Here is a 21,951-nt window from a genome sequence, read left to right as displayed (position 1 = left end):
TGGGTTCATGAAGCTTATTGATCTTGCCCATAAAATAGAAGACTTTCTTCCGGCATATCCCGGGGATGATGAAACGAGGCTCATTAATACTCGAAAGCTTAAAGAAGATAGCTACACCAATCACAGGCTTCAGATAGATATGCATTCCGGCACCCATATTGACTCTCCCATGCACCTTATCGATTCCAATGCTTATATTTGCGAATACCCCTTGGAATCTTTTATCGGTGATGGATGTATAATTGACGTAAGAAATGAGCCGGTAATCAAATTAAAAAAAGAGTACAAAGACAAAATAACAGAGGGCTGCATCCTGCTGCTTTATACCGGGCTATATCATAAATTCGGTGCAAAGGAATACTTCTATGAGCATCCTGTAGTTGATATGGAATTTGCAGAATTTATGGTGGAAAGGAAAATCAAAATCCTCGGAATGGATACTCCTTCTCCGGACAAACCGCCTTTTCCGGTTCACAAGCTGCTTTTAAAAAGCAAAATTTTCATCCTTGAAAATCTCACGAACATGGACACGCTTCTTGATGCCGAAAAGTTTGAAGTTATAGCCCTTCCTCTTAATATAAAAGCAGACAGTTCAATCCTAAGGGTTGTGGCAAGGGTAATATAAATTTGTAAAAAAGCCCTTCTTTCCGGTTTTTCATTTTCGGGAAAAAGGGCTTTTAAACTTTTCTTATCGGTTTTTTTCAATTTTTCTATTTCTATTATCGAAGTCTTTCTTTTTCTCTCTTAAATTCTTTTTTAGCTGTTTATAGCTTTCTTTATCTCCGCTAAAAGGCACTATTGCCTGGTGGTGCTGATAAGTCCATAATAGTCTTCTTTCAAATGAGTAAAAGGCTCAACACTGTGTTTCAGATAAAACACCGATTCTTGATCCATCTGCAACTTGTCTTCCACATAATGAATTATCATTTCAGAAATAGCCAAGTTAACTGTTTTATACTTTTTTGCCGTATTATTTACTATCGTATCTGTAACTTCAAGTTCATATACCATACAAGGAGCTTCTCCAACTGTAAAAGCAACTCCCTTTATACCTTTCAATTTACCCTTTACAATCAAGCTGCCTTCGCTAAAATAAGCTTCATCAGTTAATTCACTTTCAGTTACTAATGCAATAATATCATTCTTACCATATTCTTTTTCATACTCCTCAAGACTTAACAACACATCTTTTTCCTCCTGTTTATCATTGTCTTGAGAAGACTCAAAAGCCACGCAACTTATTGAAATAATTACGCAAAGTAAAATAGTAAAAACAATTGTCAAATTCCTTTTCATATTTCCATTCTCCTAAAACATATTTTTATAAAGCTTTTTAATTAATTTCATTTGAATTAAGAAATTTCATATATACATTTGCCCAAAATATGTATTATTCCGGCTTAAATTATATACTGCCCTCACCAATTAGCAAATTATAACATCCACTAACATCATATATATTTATTTTTTCCTTGTCAAATTAATCTTTCTTTACATTCCAAATTTAACCTATTAACACTCAAAAATGTGCCAATAAACTTTCACACCCACCCGGGTAGCTAATAGTCACTTTTTTAAATCTGGACAGCAAGGGACCTAAAAAAATAATAGAAGATCTCATTTCCACTGCGAGATCTTCAGGAATTTCGGTGCTGTTAATAGTTGAAGAATCAATTGTCACAACATCTTCTTCAAACTTAACCTTGCAACCTAACTTCCTCAAAATCTCAAGCATTATCTCCACATCTCGAAGCCTTGGGCAATTCTTTATGACACTTATACCATCATTAAGAACTGTGGCGGCAAGTATGGGTAAAACAGCATTTTTTGAACCTTCAACAACTATTTCACCCTTTAGTTTCTGGCCACCTGTCACAATCAACTTACTCATAATACACCTCCGTAACATTCGGTGGTTAAACCCAAACCATCTTTTTCTCATTGTATAAATGTAAATATAACTATACATATATAATTATCTTATGCTGGGTTTACAAAAATGTTACTTTAGTGATTATATAACGAGTGAATAAAAAAGGACTCTCTTTCGAGTCCTTATATTTGGCCTCTTAGAATGAAATGAAAGAGGCAAAAGCGAAGGGACTTGATGTCCCGAGCCTTTATTTAACTTGCTGTTTTGCTTTTCATTATGTCTTTTATTATTCCAAAAATTTTTTCCGTTGCATTTGTTATACCCATACTCTTGGCATTTTGAGCCATTTGTGAGAGTATGCCATTGCTTTTGAGAAGTGTTGTAATCTGTTCGTACAATATATCCGGCCTTAAGTTTTTTTCCAGAATCACTACCGAAGCTCCCTGCTGTTCCAAGGCCCTGGCATTGTGCTCCTGATGATTGGCCGTAACATAGGGTGACGGAATTAATATTGAAGGAACACCCAATGCGGTCAGCTCGCTTATTGTTATTGCCCCCGCCCTGCAAACCACAAGGTCTGCCGCCGCCATAGTATTTGCCATGTCAAATATGTACGGGAGGATGTTAATATTCGGCAATTTTACATCTCCGATTTTCTTCATTATACCCTCATATTGAGCCTCTCCGGTCGCATATATCAAATGAAATCCCAAATCATCTTTATGTTTTTTGATAAGTTCCGCCACTGTGCTGTTTATATTTTCAGCACCCCTGCTTCCTCCAAATATCACAACCAAGGGCACATCTTTAGGTATTCCAAGTTTCTTACGGGCAGTCTCCCTGCTTACTTCCAGCATTTCACTTCTTATAGGATTTCCGGTAAATACCACTTTGGATTTGTCTTTAAAATACTTCTCCGATTCCTTAAAGCTTATTGCTACCTTGTCAACAAACTTTGACAATATCTTGTTTGTCACTCCGGGGAAAGCATTCTGTTCATGAATAAGGGTTGGTATTTTCATGCTTGAAGCATTGAACAATACCGGTCCGCAAACATATCCTCCGGTCCCTATCACCAAGTCGGGCTTGTAATCCTTTATAATCTTTCTTGCCTCTAAAAGCCCTTGAAACAATTCCTTCACTGCAACAAGAGTATCAACGGAAAGCTTTCTTCTAAATCCCCTCACCTTTATCATCTTTATCTCAAAATTCTCTCTAGGTACAAGCTTGGTCTCAAGTCCTCTCTCAGTTCCGATAAAAAGAATCCGGGCACCCGGCTCTTTTTTCTTAATATACTTGGCAATCGCAAGTCCCGGATTAATATGCCCTGCTGTACCTCCCCCGCTGATAATCACTTTCAAAATCAACTCACCTCAAATTCTTTCATAATTTGCATATTTAGAAATATTAAGAAGTATACCTACCCCCGCCATAAGGAAAATAAGAGAAGTTCCTCCGTAGCTAAAAAACGGAAGGGGCATTCCCGTTACCGGCATGGAAGATGTAACAACAGCAACATTTATAACCGCCTGAACGGCAATCAGCGAAGTTATACCTATAGCCACTAGGCTTCCGAAAACATCCGGTGCATTCATGGAAACCTTGACTCCACGCCATATAAAAATTAGGAACAAAAGAAGCACCAATGCAACTCCTATAAATCCCAATTCCTCTGCCAATACAGCTAAAATAAAGTCATTATACGGTTCCGGGATATAAAGAAACTTCTGAAGACTGTTTCCCAGGCCTCTTCCAAACAGCCCGCCCGAACCGATGGCATAAAGGGATTGTATAACCTGCCATCCTGCTCCCTGAGGATCATTCCAAGGATTTAAAAAGGACGTAACCCTGCTCATTCTGTAATCGGAAGTAAAAATCAAATAACTTACCGCAGCCACAGCAGGCGCCCCCATCAATACAAAGTGTAAAATCCTTGCTCCTGCACAAAAGAGAATTATACACGATACCATACCTATAATTATGGTTGCACTCATGTGAGGCTGCAAAAGCAGCAACAATGCATGAATACCTATCAGTATCAGATATGGAACAAGACCTTTAAAAAAGTACTTCAGACTATCCTGCCTTTTGGAAAGACTAAAAGACAGGAACAAAATCATAGCCAGCTTTGCAAATTCGGAAGGCTGAAAGTCGACAAACCCAAGGTCAAACCACCGGGTTGCGTTGTTACGGGTAGCACCGATTCCGTCTATCCAAACAACAGAAAGCATCCCAAGACTTACAAGCATGATAATGGGCGACAATTTACCAAGCTTTCTGTAGTCAATATTCATTGTAATAAACATTGTAAAAAGCCCTAAAGGAACATATAGCAGCTGTTTCTTTAAAAAATGATACGAATCGCCCTTCATATAGTTATATGCATGGGGAGCACTGGAACTAAATACCATTATTGAACCAATAGTAAGCATTATCAACACAGTTAGGAATATCAAAAAATCAAACGGCTTCTTAGTTATAGTTGCAGATTTCATTGTTTTCCCCCTCTAAAGCTTCAGCCTTAATGGCTGTTAATGCTTTTACCGGATTTTACTTCGCGAAACAGGTTTTATCAATAGAACTTAAGTCTCAGCGCAAAGAATCCAATGATGCAAAGGAGCACCGTTACTCCCCAGAATACCCAAACCACCTTTACTTCTTTCCAGCCGGAAAGTTCAAAATGGTGATGAATAGGCGCCATTTTGAAAACTCTTTTTCCCGTCAATTTAAACGAAAGTACCTGTATCATAACCGATAATGCCTCAATTACATAAATACCGCCAACTATCAATAGTATAAGAGGCATTTTCATCAAAATTGCAATTGCACCAACCGCCCCGCCTAATGCCAGTGAACCTGTATCTCCCATAAAAACTTTGGCAGGGTATGTATTGAATGCCAAAAATCCTAAACATCCACCCGAAACTATGGATGAAAATATTTTTATGTATTCCCACTCGCCTCTTGTCATTGCCACTATGGTGAAAAAGACAGCAATTATAAGAGTCACACCTGCTGCCAGTCCGTCCAGGCCGTCGGTAATGTTCACTGCATTCGTTGAGGCGATTAAAACAACCACCACAAAGGGAACAAACAACCATCCAACGACACCGTTTTATCCATTCCCATAAAAGGAATTATGATATCCGAAGTCTGGGTCCGAGAGACATAAACGGCAAAAGTGACAGCAACCAAAAGTAAACCGAACATTTTTTGATTCCAGTAAAGACCGTCTTTCCTTTTCTTTACTACTTTTATAAAGTCATCAATAAAACCAATAAGCCCAAAGCCAAGAGTTACAAAAATAAGAGGAATAACCCTCTTGTCCTGTCCTGCATAATAAGCTGCAAGAACAACAACAGGTATAAGGAAGATCATTCCGCCCATAGTCGGCGTGCCTGTCTTTTTATAGTGGGATTTCGGCCCGTCGTCCCTTACCGTCTGACCGAATTTCAACCGCGTCAGCATCGGAATAAGCATAGGACCTAATATCAGAGATAAAGCAAAACTCAGTATAAACATAAAAACATGCATCGAAATATTAAACGGCAAATTCAATTCCACACTCCCCCATTAATACCAAATAATCCACTTGTTCAGATATTCTATGCAATTTTGTATCACTCCAACTTTACACCTTTAAGCGGGGCAAGTCAATATATTAACTATTTCCTCCATCCTCATACCCCTTGAACCCTTTACAAGCAGTACGTCTCCGCTCTTTAAAACGTCTTTCAAAAACTTTGCCGCATCTATATTATCCGTGAATTCAAAAACCCTATCCTCCTTTGCTCCTGCTTCAATAGCTCCTTGGGCAATATTTCTTCTGTACTCTCCCACAGCTACAACAAAATCTATTCCCTTTGATACAGCATATCTTCCCAATTCAACGTGAGCACTATGGGAGATTTCCCCAAGTTCAAGCATATCACCCAATACGGCAAAAGTTCTGCCTTGGCAAGATATATCCTTTAAAACATTAATTGCAGCTCCATTGACTGGGGACTGGCATTATAAGCATCGTTTATAATCTTCAAACCGTTATGGTTTAAAATATTTAGCCTCATCTTTCCCGGCGAAAACTCTTCAATTCCTTCAATTATTTTCTCAGGCGATATACCAAGCTCAATTCCCGCTGCAATACCTGCAAGGGCATTGTAAACATGATGAATTCCGGGTACAGGAATTCTCACCCTGTATTCTCTTCCTTTAAGCTCAATATCAAATGTAGTACCTTCTCGCCCAAAGATTCCACATTGTACGCCCGGTAATCGAGCCCTTCTTCCATACCGTAAAACACAGTCCTAAACTTTAAAAGATTGTTTAATCCATACAATAATTTGTCATCACCATTTAGTATTGCCAAACCTTTCTCATTTAAGCCCTCAAAAATCTCCATTTTTGCTTTTAATATATTATTTTTTGATCCCAGCTTTTCAATATGAGATACTCCTATATTTGTTATTATTGCTATATCGGGCTTTACTATTGACGTAAGACGCTTATTTCACCAAAACCGCTCATGCCCATTTCCACAACTGCAGCCTCATGAGATTTGTCGAGGTTGAAAATTGTAAGGGGTACTCCGATTTCATTATTAAAATTCCCCTGGGTTTTTAACACATTAAAACCTTTTGACAACACTGCAGCAACCATTTCCTTTGTGCTGGTTTTTCCCACACTTCCGGTAATTCCCACAAAAGGGACCTTGTATTTCTGTCTGTAATATGCCGCAAGATCCCTTAAAGCCTTAAGTGTATCCGAAACCTTTATCAAAACTTTGCCGTAAAAAGGCTCTATTTCCTTTTGGGTGAAGCTGCCAAAAGCTCCTTGTTCAAGGGAAGATGCAATATAGTCATGTCCGTCAAACCTTTCTCCTATAAGAGGAACAAATAAATCTCCCTGCTTTATATTCCTTGAATCGGTGGAAACATTGCAAAAAACAGTATTGATTTCCCCGGATACCAAGGTCCCTCCAACTGCTTTTATTACTTCCTCGCATTTTAGATTCTCCATTTTTATTCCCTCCAGGCTGTTTAATTATTGTTGCTGTCCAATTCCTCCAGTATATCTCTTACTACTTCCCTCTCGTCAAAATGGATTGTTTTATCTTTTAGAATTATATATGTTTCATGTCCCTTACCTGCAAGGAGAATTATATCCTTTGGCTTTGCATTCATCAAAGCATATTTTATAGCTTCACGCCTATCGGTAATTGTGGTATACAATCCCCCGGTCTTTTTAATTCCTTCTTCGATGTCCCTTATTATCGCTTCCGGATCTTCCGTTCGGGGATTATCCGAAGTTATCACGGTAAAATCCGCAATTTGTCCCGATATCCTTCCCATAACCGGTCTTTTGGTTCTGTCACGATCGCCGCCGCATCCGAATACGCACACCACTCTTCCGGGAGCATACGCCTTTACTGTGGTTAGAATATTTTCAAGGCTGTCAGGGGAATGGCATAGTCAATCATTACCGTATAATCTTTTTGATATCCAAACTTCCGCTCTTCCGGGAACAGTCACCTTTTCCAATCCTTTTTTGATATATTCAAAGGGAACTCCCATAAGGGCACAGCTTCCTATTGCAGCAAGAGCATTATATACGCTGAACTTTCCGGGAATATTTACCTTGACGTCTCCGGTAAACCATGGCGAAACAACCGTAAAATCCACACTGTCCGAGTGGTGTACAATATCCATTGCCCGTAAATCCGCTTTGTTGTCTATCCCCATTGTATAGACTTCACACTTTGCGTTGTCCACCACTTTCGGTCCAAATTCATTATCTATATTTATAAGACCTTTTTTACACATGCTAAAGAGCTTGATTTTTGCATTAAGATAATTGTCAAAGGTTTTGTGGAAATCGAGATGATCTCTTGAAAGGTTCGTAAACACTCCTATGTCATACTCACTGCAGCTTACCCTGTGAAGCTCAAGGGCATGGGAAGACACTTCCATTACAACACTGTTCACATTCTTTTGCACCATCTCTGAAAAAAGCTCTTGAAGGTCATAGCTTTCCGGTGTTGTTCTGTCAGTCGGAAGCACCTCGTGCCCTATCATATTTGATATTGTTCCGATAAGCCCAACCTTCTGCCCAAAGGCTTCAAGAATTGATTTGATCATGTATGTAGTGGTAGTCTTTCCTTTGGTACCGGTAATGCCCACCAGATTAAACCTGCTCGACGGGTGTCCGAAAAAAACGTCGGCGACACTGGCAAGAGCATATCTGGTATCCTCAACCCTAACAACCGATGCATCTTCAGGAACATCCACATCTTTTTGAACCAGAAAAGCTCTGGTTCCATTCTCTATTGCCTGGGGAATAAACTTGTGTCCGTCCACCTTGAAGCCTTCTATGCAAACAAATAGAGAGCCTGCTTTTGCTTTTCTGGAATCGTAAGCAATATCCATTATTTCAATATCCATGTCACCTTCTACTTCAACTACATTCAGTCCTTTAACAAGATCTTTCAGTTTCATAAAAATCCTCCCGTCAAATTACGCTTTCTACGTTTCATCCTGCGTTTTTAAAGTGCATCTCAATAAAATGTTAATGCGTATCAAGAAATACAAACTCAACCTCTACTACTTCGCCCTGTGCTATTTTTGCTCCGGGTTCAATGCTTTGCTTTACGGCATTACCGTTACCTACAACTTTTATGTTAAGTCCTGCAGCGTTCAAAGCTTTAGTCGCTTCATCAATTGTCTTGTTAGTCACATCCGGAACTTCCACCAATATTTCTTCTTCCGGTTCATAAGTATATGCAATGACAACAGATTTTTTGGCAAGAAGCGCACCGGGCTTGGGAGTTTGTTCTTTAATAACCGCATTTCCGTCAGTGCTGTCCCCTTCTATTCTATATTCAAGTCCATACTCTTTTAGAATCTTTTTTGCCTCATCTATAGTTTTATCTCTTATATCGGGAACATATACCTCTTCTGCTATCATTTCCATGTCTTTTTCATTATATCTTCTTTCAACACCAAGATAATCCAATGTCTCTTCCACTATCTTGCCCGCTACCGGAGCTGCAATAGTTCCTCCGTAATATACCTCACCTCTCGGATTATCCAGAGCCACCAAAACGCATATGCGAGGGTTGTCTGCCGGCGCAATGGCTGCAAATGAAGCTATGTATACCCCTTTTTCAATAGTTTCCGAAGTACCTGTCTTTCCTGCCACTCTATATCCTTTAACATACGCATTTCTTCCGGTTCCTTCGGATACCACTCCTTCCAAAACATTCAGAAGAGTTTCTGCTGTCTGCTTTGAAATAACATTTCTCACAACCTGAGGCTCGAATTTTTCTACCACATTTCCTTCAGAGTCAACAACCTCTTTTGTAAGATGAGGTTTTATAAGCTTTCCTCCGTTGGCAATTGCTCCATATGCAGAAATCATTTCAAGTGGGGTAACGGTAAATCTCTGTCCAAAAGAAGCAACTGCCAAGTCAATTTCTTTCGGCTTTGCATGAAAACTTCCCTTTGCCTCTCCGGGAAGCTCTATACCTGTCTTGTCATAAAATCCAAAAGCTCTTAAGTAATTATAGAACTTATCAACACCTACATCCAATGCCACTTTGACAAAAGCGGGGTTGCAGGAATTGTATACTGCTTCCCTGAAAGATTCCTCACCGTGGAAATTCGGTTTCCAGCAATTAATATCGTGTCCCTGGACTTTAATGGTTCTATCACTGGTTCTTGTCTCGGGAGTCACAACACCTTCTTCAAACCCTATGGCAGTTGTTATTGCTTTGAAGGTAGAACCCGGCTCATAAGTATCGGAAACCGCCTTGTTTCTCCATACAGTCTTGTATAAAATGTCTATATCCTTCTGAGAAGTTCCAGTCCATGTTGCAGGATCTTCTGACGGGGGACATGCTCTAGGATTATTGAGATTAAAGTCAGGCTTTGACACCAAAGCCAAAATTTCTCCGTTTCTGGGATCCATTACAATGGCAAAACCTCCGTTTGCCACCTTATTGTCGTCTATAGCTTTTTGCAAAGCTTCCTCGGCAAAATACTGAATGGTTTCGTCTATTGTGAGCACCACATTCAATCCATCCTGAGGGTCAATACGTTTATTTTCATAGTTGGGCATTTGACGGCCATGGGCATCAACCTCGCTCAAGATTTTTCCCGGTACTCCTTTAAGATATTTTTCCATGGTCTTCTCAATACCGTCAAGACCCTGGTTGTCTTCTCCAACAAATCCAATTATATGGGCTGCAAGATTTCCCTTCGGATAATATCGTTTTGTGTCCTCGTCAATATACAAGCCTTTGATTTTTTCTTCACTCTTCCACTGTCTTATCTGATTGCCGATATTTTTCTCAACTCTTTTCTTTATTATCTCATACCGGCTGTTGGTTTTGTTTATTTTCTTCAGTACCGATTCCTCATCCAAGTCCAAAAACTCTGCAAGCTTTTGTGCAATTTGCCTCCTTACCTCCGGCGACTTATCCATTTCTGTGGGATTTACCACTATCCTGTCAACAGTTGCACTCATTGCAAGCTGCTTGCCATTTCTGTCAAGTATTGATCCTCTTCTTGGAGGTATTTCTCTGTCGCTGTTTTGCTGTTCGTAAGCTTTTCTCTGCAGTTCTTCACCTTTAACAATTTGGAGCCATCCAACTCTTACCACCAAGCATACTACTAAAAAAGAAAATATCAACAAGACAGCCAAAAGCCTCTTTTTCATTACTAAACTTGTGCCTGCCAATCAAGTTCCCCCCAATACTTTTTTATATTATAAAAAACTGCCCGCTAAATTTAAGTTAAACAAGCTCTTTTGTCCCAAAAAAGACACAAACCATTTCCTAAGATGCCTAGGGTTCACTTAAAAATTTAAGGTGCAGTTTTACCAAAAATCCAAACATATTCTTTTATACCGGCTATATTTAGCGTTTACTTCTCTATAAGCAACAAGCTTAATATAAGAGACTGGCAAGCAAATTCACCTTGCTGATAAAGGCAGAGAATATGCCGGCATTTTTCATCTCCTCCTGCTTTGCTGCTTCAGATACTATAGTAAAGTCGCTTTGAGGAACCTTTACATATACAATCTGATGCTTGTCGGGTTTATGCATACCAAGTTCTTTTTCGGCAAATTCTTTTATCTTCTGTATGTCAATACTGTTCTCTATTTCAACTTTTATCCTAATATTTTCATTCTTAATTTCCTCATAAGCTTTAAGTTGCCTGTCGATTTCATAATTCATCTCAGTTATACGGGAATATCTGTACATTGCCAGAGAACCCATGGCAAATACAAAAAGAAGACAGAAAATAACCTTTCTCTTTACTTTGTTGTTGTTTCTCTGTTTCTTCTTAGCGTTTAGCACCTTGTTTTCTTCATATACGTCGTATTCGATTTTTCTTGCCGCTGTTCCGATTATGTAGTTCTTATCCTCTAACATATGTATTCACCTCAAACCGATTATATTCCCATAAAACAGACAACAAATCCGGGGGCTAGCATAAAAGCATCCCCACCCGGAATAATCAATCATAAAAGTTCCTGCCGTAAGGCTTTGTCTTTAGTAATGTCGGTTAATCTTTCTCTTTTCAGTTTGACTCATCTTTTGTTTACTCTTTTCTTATCTTTTGTTTGCCTGTAAATTTGTGTTTTCTTTTGTTTTTTTGACTTTCTTGCATTTTTTCTTTTGTGTGAAATTTTGCTTTAACTTTTCTCTTTTTTCTTTGGTTTTTTAATTGTTTTTACTTTATCTTTTGTTGTTTTTACCTTTAAACTTTTGTTTTGTACTTTTAATAAAATTTTGTCCTTTGTATTTCTTTCGCTTTTATCTTTTGTTTTCGTTGTTGTCTATATATTATTTTATATTAAATTTTTTCCAACACTCTAAGCTTTGCACTTCTTGCCCTCGGATTTGCTTGAAGTTCTCTCTCATCCGGAACTATCGGTTTCCTGCTTGCAAGTAATGCCACCGGTTTTCTTCCGCATGTGCAAACCGGAAATTGCTTCGGGCAAACACAAGGGTTTACTTTTTTATTAAACTCATCCTTAACAATCCTGTCCTCAAGAGAATGAAATGTTATTATGCAAAATCTTCCCCCGGACTTTAACAGCTCTGTGCCGTCTTCAATGGTCTTTGCAAGTATTCCCAGTTCATTGTTTACAGCTATTCTTAATGCCTGAAAAGTCCTTTTTGCAGGATGTGGGCCTTCCCTTCTTGCAGAACTGGGTATCGCCGCCTTAATGATGTCAACAAGTTCCCCCGTTGTCTCAATTTCTTTCTTCTTTCTTTCCTCTACAATAAACTCTGCAATTCTCGATGCCCATTTTTCTTCGCCATAGTCTCGAATTATTGCCTTTATTTCCTCCCTGCCGTATTCATTGACTATTGTCTTTGCTGTAAGCATTCCTCTTCTGTCCATTCTCATGTCCAAGGGAGCATCTTTGTTGTAGCTAAAGCCCCTGGAAGCTTCATCAAGTTGATGGGAGGAAACTCCTAAATCCAAAAGTATTCCGTTTACAGTCTCAATATTGTGTTTTTCACAAACATCCTTGATGTTTACAAAATTTGTGTTTTCAAGGATGACTCTTGCTTTAAAGTTCAATTTAGCCAATTTCTCTTGTGATGTTTTAATTGCAAATTCGTCCTGATCCAGACCGATTAATGTACCGTTTTTATCAAGCCTTTTTAAAATCTCAACGGAATGACCCGCACCTCCCAAGGTGCCGTCTATGTATACTCCATCAGGCTTGATTTCAAGGTTTGCAATGGTTTCTTCGAGCAAAACAGGTTTGTGATGAAATTCCATTTAAGCTAACCAACTCCCACTTTAAAATTCAGCATTTATCCGACACAACCTCAAATTCCCAGCATCGCCATCTTTTCAGCAATGCTTTCGGCACTCATATTTTCATCTCCAGAATAGCTTTCCCATTTGCTCTTATCCCATACTTCAACCCTTGTCGATACACCAATTATATATACATCCTTTTCCAATCCCGCATACTCCCTTAAGTTCTGCGGTATAAGTATTCTTCCCTGCTTGTCCACTTCAGCTTCAGCAGCACCGGCAAAGAAAAATCTCACAAATGCTCTTACATCTTTATCTGTGAATGGAAGTGATTTTAGCTTGGCTTCCAAGTTGCTCCACTCTTCCAATGAATACGCAAACAAACAGTTATCCAGACCCTTGGTCAATATAAATCTCTCACCAAGTCCTTCTCTGAATTTGGAAGGTATTATTACCCTGCCTTTGGCATCAACTGAATGTTGGTATTCACCATAGAACAACAATTTCACCTCACATTTTGGAACAACCCACCACTTCGCACCACTTTCCACCACTTATACTTCAATTTTAGTTCAAAATGGCCCAATAATCAAGTCCATTTTAAAAATTTCCTAATAAAAAAACAAAAGATAGGAAACAAGTCCTATCTTTTTAGAATAAATTCCGCTTGATAATATCAGCTTTTCACTTTAAATATGATTTACCCACTCCAGCTATCTTCCATATTTATCCTCCATACAAGCTTTTCTGTCTCCTTGCCGATATGCTTAGAACCACTCCTATAGCAATATAGTTAGTCAGCATCGCACTCCCCCCCTGACTGACAAAGGGAAGAGGAATACCGGTAACCGGCAAAAGTCCGATGCTCATACCTATATTTTCTATAAAGTGTATTGCGAAAATGCAGTTATGCCGGTAACTACAAAAGTTCCGTATCTATCCCTTGCATTTTCAAAATATATAAGCATCTCATTAGAATGAAGAATACCAAAGCCAGAATTATAATTGCTCCAACAAACCCCAATTCCTCACCCACTACGGAGAATATAAAATCCGACTCCTTTACGGGCACCAGTGAATTTTGCGTTTGAATCCCCTTAAAGAGCCCTTTTCCAAAAATCTTGCCCGAACCTATCGCTATTTTCGACCGGATAACGTTCCATCCCGCCCCTAAAGGGTCCAATTCGGGGTTTAGGAAAACCCTTATTCTGTCCTTTCTTGTTTCATTGAGGACAAAAAACCACATAACCGGTAAAGCAGCAACCCCCGCACCCATCAGCATCAAAATATACTTATAGCTGATTCCGAAAACAAACAGCATTACAAAAACCGCAAATACAAATACCAATGTGGTTCCAAAATCCTTTTGTGCCAAAACCAATGCTATCGGTATACCGGAGTATATGACAAACTTTATGATATTGGCAGTCCTATTCTTTTGCCCGTCATATATTCTTTCCAGAAAAACGGATGAAACCAGCACCATCGATATCTTCGCAAGCTCAGAAGGCTGAAAACTAAAACCCATTATATTAAGCCAGCTTCGGCTTCCCAACTTTTCTCCCGTACCTATGAAAAGAACCAGTACCAATAAAACCACCGTGAAAATATAGAATGGAATTCCCAGTACCTTAAAATCCTTATAATCCAGTAAACTAATAATCAGAGCCAAAACAGTACCTACTACAATACTTCCCACCTGTACCAGAAACATTCTCCGTCCACCGGGCATTGTAGCTACCGCACTTTTTAAAACAAAGGCACCAATAATAGATAAAAAAGTAACTGCAAAAAACAAAAGATAGTCGAATTTTTGTAATATATTGGAGTTTTTTGCCTTTTCGATAAAATACATAGAATGTCACCTTCTAACAGATAATATGTAACCACGGTAAAAATCTGTTGGAATCAATAATTAAAAACTACTGTCAAGCCCTTTTAACATTCCTTGCCCGACAGTAGTCAAACTACTAATAATCACAATATAATTATATTTTTATCTCAAAGCAATGTCAACCAATTCCAGAATTTAACCATTTAAAGCTTAACAAACAGTGTCTTTCTCTATTCTAATTCGGATTCTTCCTCCCCAACAATTCGTTATAGTACTGGACGATAAGCATATCAAGCTTCACACTCAGCTCGTATATTTTTGAGTAATCGTCACCGTTGTCAATCATATCGTTTAATTGACTTTGTAAGTCTTCAATTTTAAATTGCATTTACTACACCACCATTTATCTTTTGTATACTAACACGACGTCAAAACTAAATTTGTGACATTCATGTTTGTTTTTTGTTCCTTTATTATAAAAAAATACTAATTACGAGTCAATACCATTCGAAAATTGTAATAATAATGTAATATTTGATATAAACATGTCAATTATAGCATTTTTTTATTGTCAATCTCACTCTCTCCAATACTTTTTTCCACATTTTCCTCTTTGGTGTCGCATTCTGTCTCATTTTTGCAAACCTCTTCACAGTCCTTTATGTCACACGGGCCATTGGCAGCATTATAGACCAATTCTCCTTTTGAAGTCCTGTGCCTTATAACGATTATTATCGCAAATACTATAGAAAAAACAATGGCTAGAAGCTGTGAAATTCTAAAATTCCCAAGATAGAGGCTGTCGGTCCTTAGTCCTTCAATCCAGGCTCTGCCTACGCCGTACAAGAGCATATAGAAGAAAAATAATTCGCCGCGAACTTTATACCTCTTCCTGTACCAAATCAAGAAAAGGAAAACTCCAAAATTCCACAGGGATTCATATAAAAACGTCGGATGAACCGGCATCGTAGGATCAATACCGCTGTCATTCAAAGATCTTAAGTAATTTTCCACATCCCCGCTATGCATTCCCCAGGGAAGATTGGTATTTGTCCCGAAAGCTTCTTGATTTACAAAATTACCCCATCTGCCAATTGCCTGAGCTAAGACAAAGTATGGCGAGCCCAAGTCCGCAAGCTTTAGAAAATCTATCTTTTTTATTTTTGCAAAAAATATGCGGTAATTACTGCCCCGATTAATCCTCCATAGATTGCCAGACCACCGGTCCTGATATTGATTATTTTCTTGAAATCCCCATTAAACTCATGCCAGTTAAAAACAACATAGTAAATTCTTGCACCAATAACAGCTATGGGTGCAGCCCAAAAAACAAGGTCAATCGCATCGTCGGACTTTATACCGAATTTTTCACTGTTTCTAAGACCAAAAACAATTGCAAGGAAAAAACCTGTTGCAATAATTATTCCGTACCAGTAGACAGGCAAATTAAAAATATAAAAGGCAACCTTGTCTATGGTAAACTCCAACCCCAGCTTCGGGAACTTCACAATATTTACAGTATTCATTTTTTTCCCCCTTTTCTTTATACCGGATTTATCACCGACATTGCAAGTCTATCCAAATTAAAATGTTCTTCAAATACATTTTTTACATAATCAAAAGACATATTGTCATAGACATCGGGATAGTCAAACATGCTTACCTCTTTAAAGTACACCGATATGAACATATGCGAAATTCTTTCCACCGAATTGAGTTGCCTCATAAATCTTCCTTTCAAGGCTCTTTTAATCCGTTCGTAGCTGTCTTTATCAAGTCCTTTACTTTGTATTTTCTTAATTTCATCCACCACTCTGTTCTTTACCGTCAAAGGGTCTTTGGACTCACCGCCAAAAGCCGAATAAGCATAATTTTCTTCAATAGTATAGTCAAAATCAAAGGTGTTGTTGATAAGACCTTCATTGTACAATTCATTGTAAAGGCTTGAACTTCTGCCCATTATCATCTCAAGCAGGAGCTTTATTGCAATCTCCCTCTTTAAGCACTCAATTCCCTTTGAAGCAAAATCTGCGTCCTTAAATCCCATTTGAAACATGGGCATGGCAACCGCAAGCTTTTGCTCAACATAGTCCCGGTTAATTGTCTTTGGTTCCTCGGGAAAAATCCTCTTTATTTCAGGCTTGCTGCTCTTTGTATCAACACTGTCCTCTATCTGTCGGAACACTTCTTCAGGTTCAACATCCCCCACTACCAGAATCATCATATTTGAAGGATGATAGAAGGTATTATAGCACTTGTACAAAATGTCCCTGTTGATTTTGCTTATGCTTTCAACAGTTCCCGCTATGTCAATTTTCACAGGGTTATTTACGTAAAATGCATCCAGCAAATTGAAAAAAACTCTCCAGTTCGGATCATCTTCGTACATCCTGATTTCCTGAGCTATTATGTCTTTCTCCTTCTCGACACTTTCCTCTGTAATAAAGGGGTTCTGAACAAAATCCAAAAGGAGCTGAAAATTGTCTTTAAATCTGTCGGTACAGGAAAAAAGATACACCGTCTGGGCAAAGCTGGTGTAAGCATTGGGATTTGAACCCAGCTTAGAAAACTTATCCATGACACTTCCGTCTTTTTGCTCAAAGAGTTTGTGCTCCAAAAAGTGTGCAATCCCGTCAGGAACCTTTATTGCATCCGTTTCTCCGGGTACAACAAACTCATTATTGATAGAACCGTAATGAGTTGCAAAGGTTGCATACTTTTTCGAATATCCTTTTTTCGGCACCACAAAGGATTTAAGACCGCTTGAGTGCTCATATATATAAACTGTTTCATCGATGTTTTTATATTCAATAGCTCTCATATTCATTTTATCTATAATTCTCCCTTCTATTTTTTCTGCCATTTATTCCTTTGATGTTAGGAAATAAACCGTATCCAGCTTTATTCTTTGGGCAATATCCACTACATCTTTTTTGGTTACTTCTTTTACGTTTAAAATAACGTCATCGGGAGTGTCGTTGGTTTCTGCAATATACTGGCTGAGATAGAAGTCCACAGTTTGAAGCTGACTGTCCTTTAGAGACTTAATCCCCGTTTCTATGCTTTTGATGGATGCCTCATACTCATAGTCGGAAATATTGCCGCTTTTTATCTCTTCCAACTGCTTATATATTATCTCCAACGCCTTGTCTTTGTTTTTTATCTCTATCCCGCTGCTTACCACCATAAGACCCTTAAACTTCTCAAGTCTTGAAAATGCATAGTATGCAAGCCCTGCCTTTTCCCTTACGTTCTGGAAAAGCTTTGAATGAAGTCCGCCGCCTAAAATGCTGTTATAGACCAGCAATTTATAATAGTCCTTGCTTCCGGGCTCTGTATTGGTACGAAAGCCCAGACACAGTTTTCCCTGATTTACGCTCACTCTTTCAATAATGTTTTTAACTTCCCCCACATCGGCTTCTACCTTAGTCCTGTCTATGGATTTTATATTTCCTCTCTTTATTTTCCCAAGGCCGTCAATTATGTATTTCACTCCTTCATCCTCAATATCTCCGGAAATGAAAACATATACAGGCAGAGTTTCAAGGAAGTATTTGTAGTGTTCAAAAAGGTTTTTCTCGTCAATACCTTTCAAATCTTCCACACTTCCATAGTCATATATCCCAAAAGGTTCATCCTTGCACATCTCCTCAAGGCATTTTTCTATGGCATATTGCATTTTGTCATTGACTCTGCTCTCAATAAGCTCCTTCAAATTCTGGGCTTCCTGTTCCACATATTCTTTCTTGAAGGCATTGTTTTCAAGAACAGGCTTGGTTATTATGTTTAAAAGGAGATCAAAGTTTTTCTTTGTAAGATCAATATCGGGCTGAGCATACTTATTTGAAATGTATTCAATATAAAACTGAACTATCTGATGCTCCCCCTTCTTTGTTACGCCACAGTCAAATACAGAGCCGTAAAGCTCTTCAAGGTAAAGAGATATGTCCCTTATTGTGGGATAACCCTCGCATCCTCTTCTTAGAACAGCGGGAAGCATTGCATTTTTAGACGCATTTTCCCCGGTTAGATTGTCATAGAAAAAAATATTAATTGAATTGGTTTTAAATTTCTGGCTTTTTATCCTGTAAACCTTTATTCCGTTAAAAGATGCAATTTCCGATACTTTGCTTTCTGAAATCAAAGTATTCATTAAATCAATCCTCTCTTTGTAAATGATATCTTTCCTGCAAAATCTCAATCTTACAAACTTAATTTCCAAAACTTTAGGTAAAATAACGTATGTTAATAGTATAATAAAAAATACACCTTTATTCAATATTTGTCAGTCAAGTTTTATTAGTTGTTTATTATTAGTAAAATAAAAATCTTGGGTATTGAAAATAATAATATTGGAGGGATTTCAATGAATCAGGTTAGATATTACAGAAAATATCCAAGAACTCATTCCAAGCAAAATGAGAATAATGAGCATAATGAGGCGCGGACGATTGATCTAACTATTGCACAGGCTGCCGGAATACTCGTATTAACATTTGCAACGGGCATACTTTCGGGATGTTTGCTAAAAAATACAGATAAAAAGGGAGGCATATCCACCTCCCTTTAGTTCATTTGCAATTTCAATATAAAATCAACTTCCAAAGTACTTTTTTGCGATTTCTATGTCCTTCTCTATTTGGTCTGTAAGTTCTTTTACACTGTCAAACTTAATTTCTCCTCTTAATTTGGAAATGAAGAAAACCTCGATTTCTTTACCGTAAATACTCTTTTCAAAATCCAGTATATATGTTTCAACGGAAATCTTATCCAATCCTCCAAATGTAGGATTGTTGCCGATATTTGAAATACTGGGATGCATTTTGCCGTCAATAAGGGTCTTTGTTATGTACACACCATTAGACGGAAGAACAAGATACTCCTCCGGATAAATATTCGCAGTTGGGAATCCAATAGTATTTCCCACCCTTCTGCCCTTTTCGACCTTTCCGGCAACGGAATAATGCCTTCCCAAAAATGCAAACACCCTATCCATATCGCCCTCTAAAATATAGCTCCTAATCCTGGTGCTGCTTACTACTTCTTCTTCCAACATAATCGGCTCAATAACAATGACTTTGAAACCCAGCTCATTTCCCATCTTATGTAAAAGTTCGGTATCACCCTGTCCCCGGTAGCCGAATCTATAATTAAAGCCTGCCACCGCAAGCCTCATATTGAACTTTCCCACAAGAATGTCTTTAACAAACTCTTCGGGCTGCATTCTTAAAAGTTTTCATCAAACTTTTCAAAATATAAATAGTTAAGCCGGGTCTTTTCAAGCAGCTCCACTTTCTTGTGAGTTGAAGTAATCAACGGTGTAAACAGCTCTTTTCGGATTATGTTTTCCGGGTGCTTGCTAAAAGTGTACACGACCGAATCCAAAGAATTAAGCTCCGATTCCTTTATTAATTTGTCTATCAAAGCCATGTGCCCTATATGCAAACCGTCAAAATTTCCGAGTCCTACACCCGTTGGTTTTATGAAATTGTAATTGCTTTCTGCTCCATATATGACTTTCATATGCCTTCCTTCTAAACTCCAACTACAAAATAAAAGATATCATTTTACTCCAAAAGGCTAAAACTGTTTTTTCACTGTTATACAAAGAGCTTGTCAACCTTTAGATTTAACTGTCCCGTTCTGTCCAAAACAGTCTCTCCCAAAGCCAGAAAAGCTCCATCCTGACCGTATACTCTGATTTTTTGAGCTGAAGTAAATTTGCCGCGCATTTCAAGGCCCACAAATCCCCCGTTTAAAAACCTCTTTTTGTCCTTTTCATTAAGACATATTCTGTCATAGTCCTCGAAAACCCTATCTATGCATGTGAGATTTTTTTCAAGGGTTCCTTCCCGAGCCATATCTTTTATCTGTTCTAAAGTCAGAGCATTTTTAATATCAAAACTTCCGGCCTTCATTCTTACCAGAAAAGCCATATGTCCTCCGCAGCCCAGCCTGTCTCCTATATCAGAGCATAAAGTCCTTATATAAGTACCTTTAGAACATCCCACATCAAAAACAACCCTATTGCCGTTGATGCTTAAAATATCAATAAAATGTATTTTAACGTTTCTTGGGCTTCGTTCCACTTCAATACCGCTTCTGGCAAGCTCATAAAGCTTCTTGCCGTCTATCTTTATTGCAGAATACATAGGGGGCAGCTGGCTGTAGTCCCCTTCAAAAGACTTCATCACCCTTTCGATTTCATCACAGGAAGCCTTTACTTCCTTCTCGCTTATGACTTTTCCGTATGAATCCTGGGTATCGGTGGATATCCCCAACAATAGCTCTGCTCTGTAAACCTTATCTTTATCAGTGAGATATTCAATTGCTTTTGTAGCCTTGCCTGCACAAACAGGAAGCACACCTGCCGCACCGGGATCAAGCGTGCCTGTATGTCCAATCTTTTTCATTTTCAGGATTCCCCTAAGGTATGCCACCACGTCAAAGGAGGTCATACCCGGGGGTTTTAAAACATTCAATATTCCATTCATAACCTATAAAACTTCACGTATCTCCTTTATGAGCATTTCTTTAGCTTCATTTATACCGCATTTTATCGTACATCCGGCCGCTCTTTTGTGACCGCCGCCGGAATGCCTGTTTGCAATAACCGAGACATCAACATAGTTTTTGGATCTGAAGTTTATCTTAAGCTCACCGCCTGCACGCTGCCGGATTACCACCGCTACTTCTACACCTTCTATATTTCTTCCTATATTGACGATACCGTCACAATCCTCTTCCTTTGCTCCGACACTCTTTAATAAGTCATCGGTAATTTTTATTATCGCCAATTTTCCGTTTTCAAACAGCTCAAGATTTTCAATGGCTTTTCCCATCAGCTTTACTTTCGGCAAGGATACGGTTTCAAAAACCGTCTGGGATATATAAGAAACATCCACACCGTTGTTTATCAAATCGGCGGTTATCCGGTGGGTAACAGGTGTTGTATTGCTGTACCTGAATCCCCCGGTATCTGTAGCTATCGCAACATAAAGGCATGTGGCCATGTCCTTGTCTATGTTAATCCCCATCATTTCGATGAGCCGGTATATCATTTCACCGACCGCCGCCGAATCGGTATTTACCAAATTCACCTGTCCAAACTGTGTATTTGTAGGGTGATGGTCAATATTAACGGTAATGCCGGCATCATTAAATATTGCCGCTCTTTTTCCAAGCCGCTCCATATCGCCGGTATCGAGGGCTATTACCAACCCGTATTTATCCGGCTTTTCATCATATATGCGGACAAGCTCCCTGCCAGGTAAAAACCATATATAGAAGGCATCTCTTCTTCAAAATAAATCATTGGTTTTTATTTAGCTTTTTTAGTGCCAATGCCAGCGCCAAACTTGAGCCCATCGCATCTCCGTCTGCTGAAACATGAGGCAAAATAGCAATTCTATCTGCATTTTTGATTAAAGAAATAATTTCATTTTCAATCATTTCATACCTCTCGT

General features: G+C 38.6%; 14 protein-coding genes and 7 pseudogenes. 2 read left to right on the top strand and 19 right to left on the bottom strand.

The window, feature by feature from the left end:
• Positions 1-7: 7 nt before the first annotated feature.
• Positions 8-625, top strand: coding sequence for a cyclase family protein (locus tag JCM21531_RS03290; protein WP_038287322.1), 618 nt, complete (start codon positions 8-10; stop codon positions 623-625).
• Between the two features lie 170 nt (positions 626-795).
• Here the strand turns inward: JCM21531_RS03290 and JCM21531_RS03285 are convergent, their stop codons facing one another.
• The 16 genes and pseudogenes from JCM21531_RS03285 to yfmF all read right to left on the bottom strand — a co-directional run bounded on the left by JCM21531_RS03285 (position 796) and on the right by yfmF (position 18,638).
• A complete protein-coding gene (locus tag JCM21531_RS03285; protein WP_243467143.1) occupies positions 796-1,296 on the bottom strand; it encodes a hypothetical protein in 501 nt (166 codons plus the stop codon).
• A gap of 223 nt (positions 1,297-1,519) precedes the next feature.
• The gene (locus JCM21531_RS03280) at positions 1,520-1,891 is read right to left on the bottom strand and encodes a carboxyvinyltransferase (RefSeq protein WP_038287320.1); all 372 of its coding nucleotides are present in this window, start codon (positions 1,889-1,891) and stop codon (positions 1,520-1,522) included.
• 233 nt (positions 1,892-2,124) lie between these two features.
• Positions 2,125-3,234 (bottom strand): undecaprenyldiphospho-muramoylpentapeptide beta-N-acetylglucosaminyltransferase, encoded by a 1,110-nt coding sequence (gene murG, locus JCM21531_RS03275; RefSeq protein ID WP_038287318.1) that lies wholly within the window; start codon positions 3,232-3,234, stop codon positions 2,125-2,127.
• A 12-nt stretch (positions 3,235-3,246) separates the two neighbouring features.
• Positions 3,247-4,368: a stage V sporulation protein E gene (gene spoVE / locus JCM21531_RS03270; protein WP_038287316.1), complete on the bottom strand. Its 1,122-nt coding sequence runs from the start codon at positions 4,366-4,368 to the stop codon at positions 3,247-3,249.
• Between the two features lie 77 nt (positions 4,369-4,445).
• Positions 4,446-5,431 (bottom strand): annotated as a pseudogene (gene mraY / locus JCM21531_RS03265) (phospho-N-acetylmuramoyl-pentapeptide-transferase).
• 81 nt (positions 5,432-5,512) lie between these two features.
• A pseudogene (locus JCM21531_RS24255) lies at positions 5,513-6,889 on the bottom strand (UDP-N-acetylmuramoyl-tripeptide--D-alanyl-D-alanine ligase).
• Positions 6,890-6,909: 20 nt separating this feature from the next.
• Positions 6,910-8,364: pseudogene (locus JCM21531_RS03255) on the bottom strand (UDP-N-acetylmuramoyl-L-alanyl-D-glutamate--2,6-diaminopimelate ligase).
• Positions 8,365-8,434: 70 nt separating this feature from the next.
• Entirely contained in the window at positions 8,435-10,606 is a 2,172-nt protein-coding gene (locus JCM21531_RS03250; RefSeq protein WP_038287314.1) for a PASTA domain-containing penicillin-binding protein, read from the bottom strand.
• A gap of 208 nt (positions 10,607-10,814) precedes the next feature.
• On the bottom strand, positions 10,815-11,303 hold the full coding sequence (locus JCM21531_RS24755; RefSeq protein ID WP_038287312.1) for a cell division protein FtsL: 489 nt from the start codon (positions 11,301-11,303) through the stop codon (positions 10,815-10,817).
• Between the two features lie 424 nt (positions 11,304-11,727).
• On the bottom strand, positions 11,728-12,669 hold the full coding sequence (rsmH, locus tag JCM21531_RS03240; protein WP_038287310.1) for a 16S rRNA (cytosine(1402)-N(4))-methyltransferase RsmH: 942 nt from the start codon (positions 12,667-12,669) through the stop codon (positions 11,728-11,730).
• Between the two features lie 50 nt (positions 12,670-12,719).
• Entirely contained in the window at positions 12,720-13,151 is a 432-nt protein-coding gene (mraZ, locus tag JCM21531_RS03235) for a division/cell wall cluster transcriptional repressor MraZ (protein WP_038287308.1), read from the bottom strand.
• Positions 13,152-13,377: 226 nt separating this feature from the next.
• Positions 13,378-14,506, bottom strand: a pseudogene (gene rodA / locus JCM21531_RS03230) (rod shape-determining protein RodA).
• Between the two features lie 214 nt (positions 14,507-14,720).
• Positions 14,721-14,873, bottom strand: a complete 153-nt coding sequence (locus JCM21531_RS18210; RefSeq protein ID WP_094184723.1) for an aspartyl-phosphate phosphatase Spo0E family protein — start codon at positions 14,871-14,873, stop codon at positions 14,721-14,723.
• A 164-nt stretch (positions 14,874-15,037) separates the two neighbouring features.
• Positions 15,038-16,011: pseudogene (lgt, locus tag JCM21531_RS03225) on the bottom strand (prolipoprotein diacylglyceryl transferase).
• Between the two features lie 17 nt (positions 16,012-16,028).
• Positions 16,029-17,306, bottom strand: a complete 1,278-nt coding sequence (gene yfmH, locus JCM21531_RS03220; RefSeq protein WP_038287331.1) for an EF-P 5-aminopentanol modification-associated protein YfmH — start codon at positions 17,304-17,306, stop codon at positions 16,029-16,031.
• Between the two features lie 42 nt (positions 17,307-17,348).
• Positions 17,349-18,638: an EF-P 5-aminopentanol modification-associated protein YfmF gene (gene yfmF / locus JCM21531_RS03215; protein ID WP_038287306.1), complete on the bottom strand. Its 1,290-nt coding sequence runs from the start codon at positions 18,636-18,638 to the stop codon at positions 17,349-17,351.
• A 213-nt stretch (positions 18,639-18,851) separates the two neighbouring features.
• On the opposite strand from yfmF, the gene JCM21531_RS03210 reads away from it, so the two are divergent.
• A complete protein-coding gene (locus JCM21531_RS03210) occupies positions 18,852-19,055 on the top strand; it encodes a hypothetical protein (RefSeq protein ID WP_038287305.1) in 204 nt (67 codons plus the stop codon).
• A gap of 24 nt (positions 19,056-19,079) precedes the next feature.
• On the opposite strand, the pseudogene JCM21531_RS03205 reads toward JCM21531_RS03210, so the two are convergent.
• The 3 genes and pseudogenes from JCM21531_RS03205 to JCM21531_RS03195 form a co-directional block, all read right to left on the bottom strand.
• A pseudogene (locus tag JCM21531_RS03205) lies at positions 19,080-20,008 on the bottom strand (bifunctional riboflavin kinase/FAD synthetase).
• A 77-nt stretch (positions 20,009-20,085) separates the two neighbouring features.
• Complete coding sequence (gene truB / locus JCM21531_RS03200; RefSeq protein WP_038287302.1) at positions 20,086-20,979, bottom strand: tRNA pseudouridine(55) synthase TruB; 894 nt, start codon at positions 20,977-20,979, stop codon at positions 20,086-20,088.
• 3 nt (positions 20,980-20,982) lie between these two features.
• A pseudogene (locus tag JCM21531_RS03195) lies at positions 20,983-21,937 on the bottom strand (DHH family phosphoesterase).
• Positions 21,938-21,951 lie beyond the last annotated feature (14 nt).

The sequence above is a fragment of the Acetivibrio straminisolvens JCM 21531 genome (genome assembly GCF_000521465.1).
Lineage (GTDB): Bacteria > Bacillota > Clostridia > Acetivibrionales > Acetivibrionaceae > Hungateiclostridium > Hungateiclostridium straminisolvens.
The sequence above is the reverse complement of the archived record's forward strand: the minus strand, read 5'-3'. Positions and strand labels throughout refer to the sequence as shown.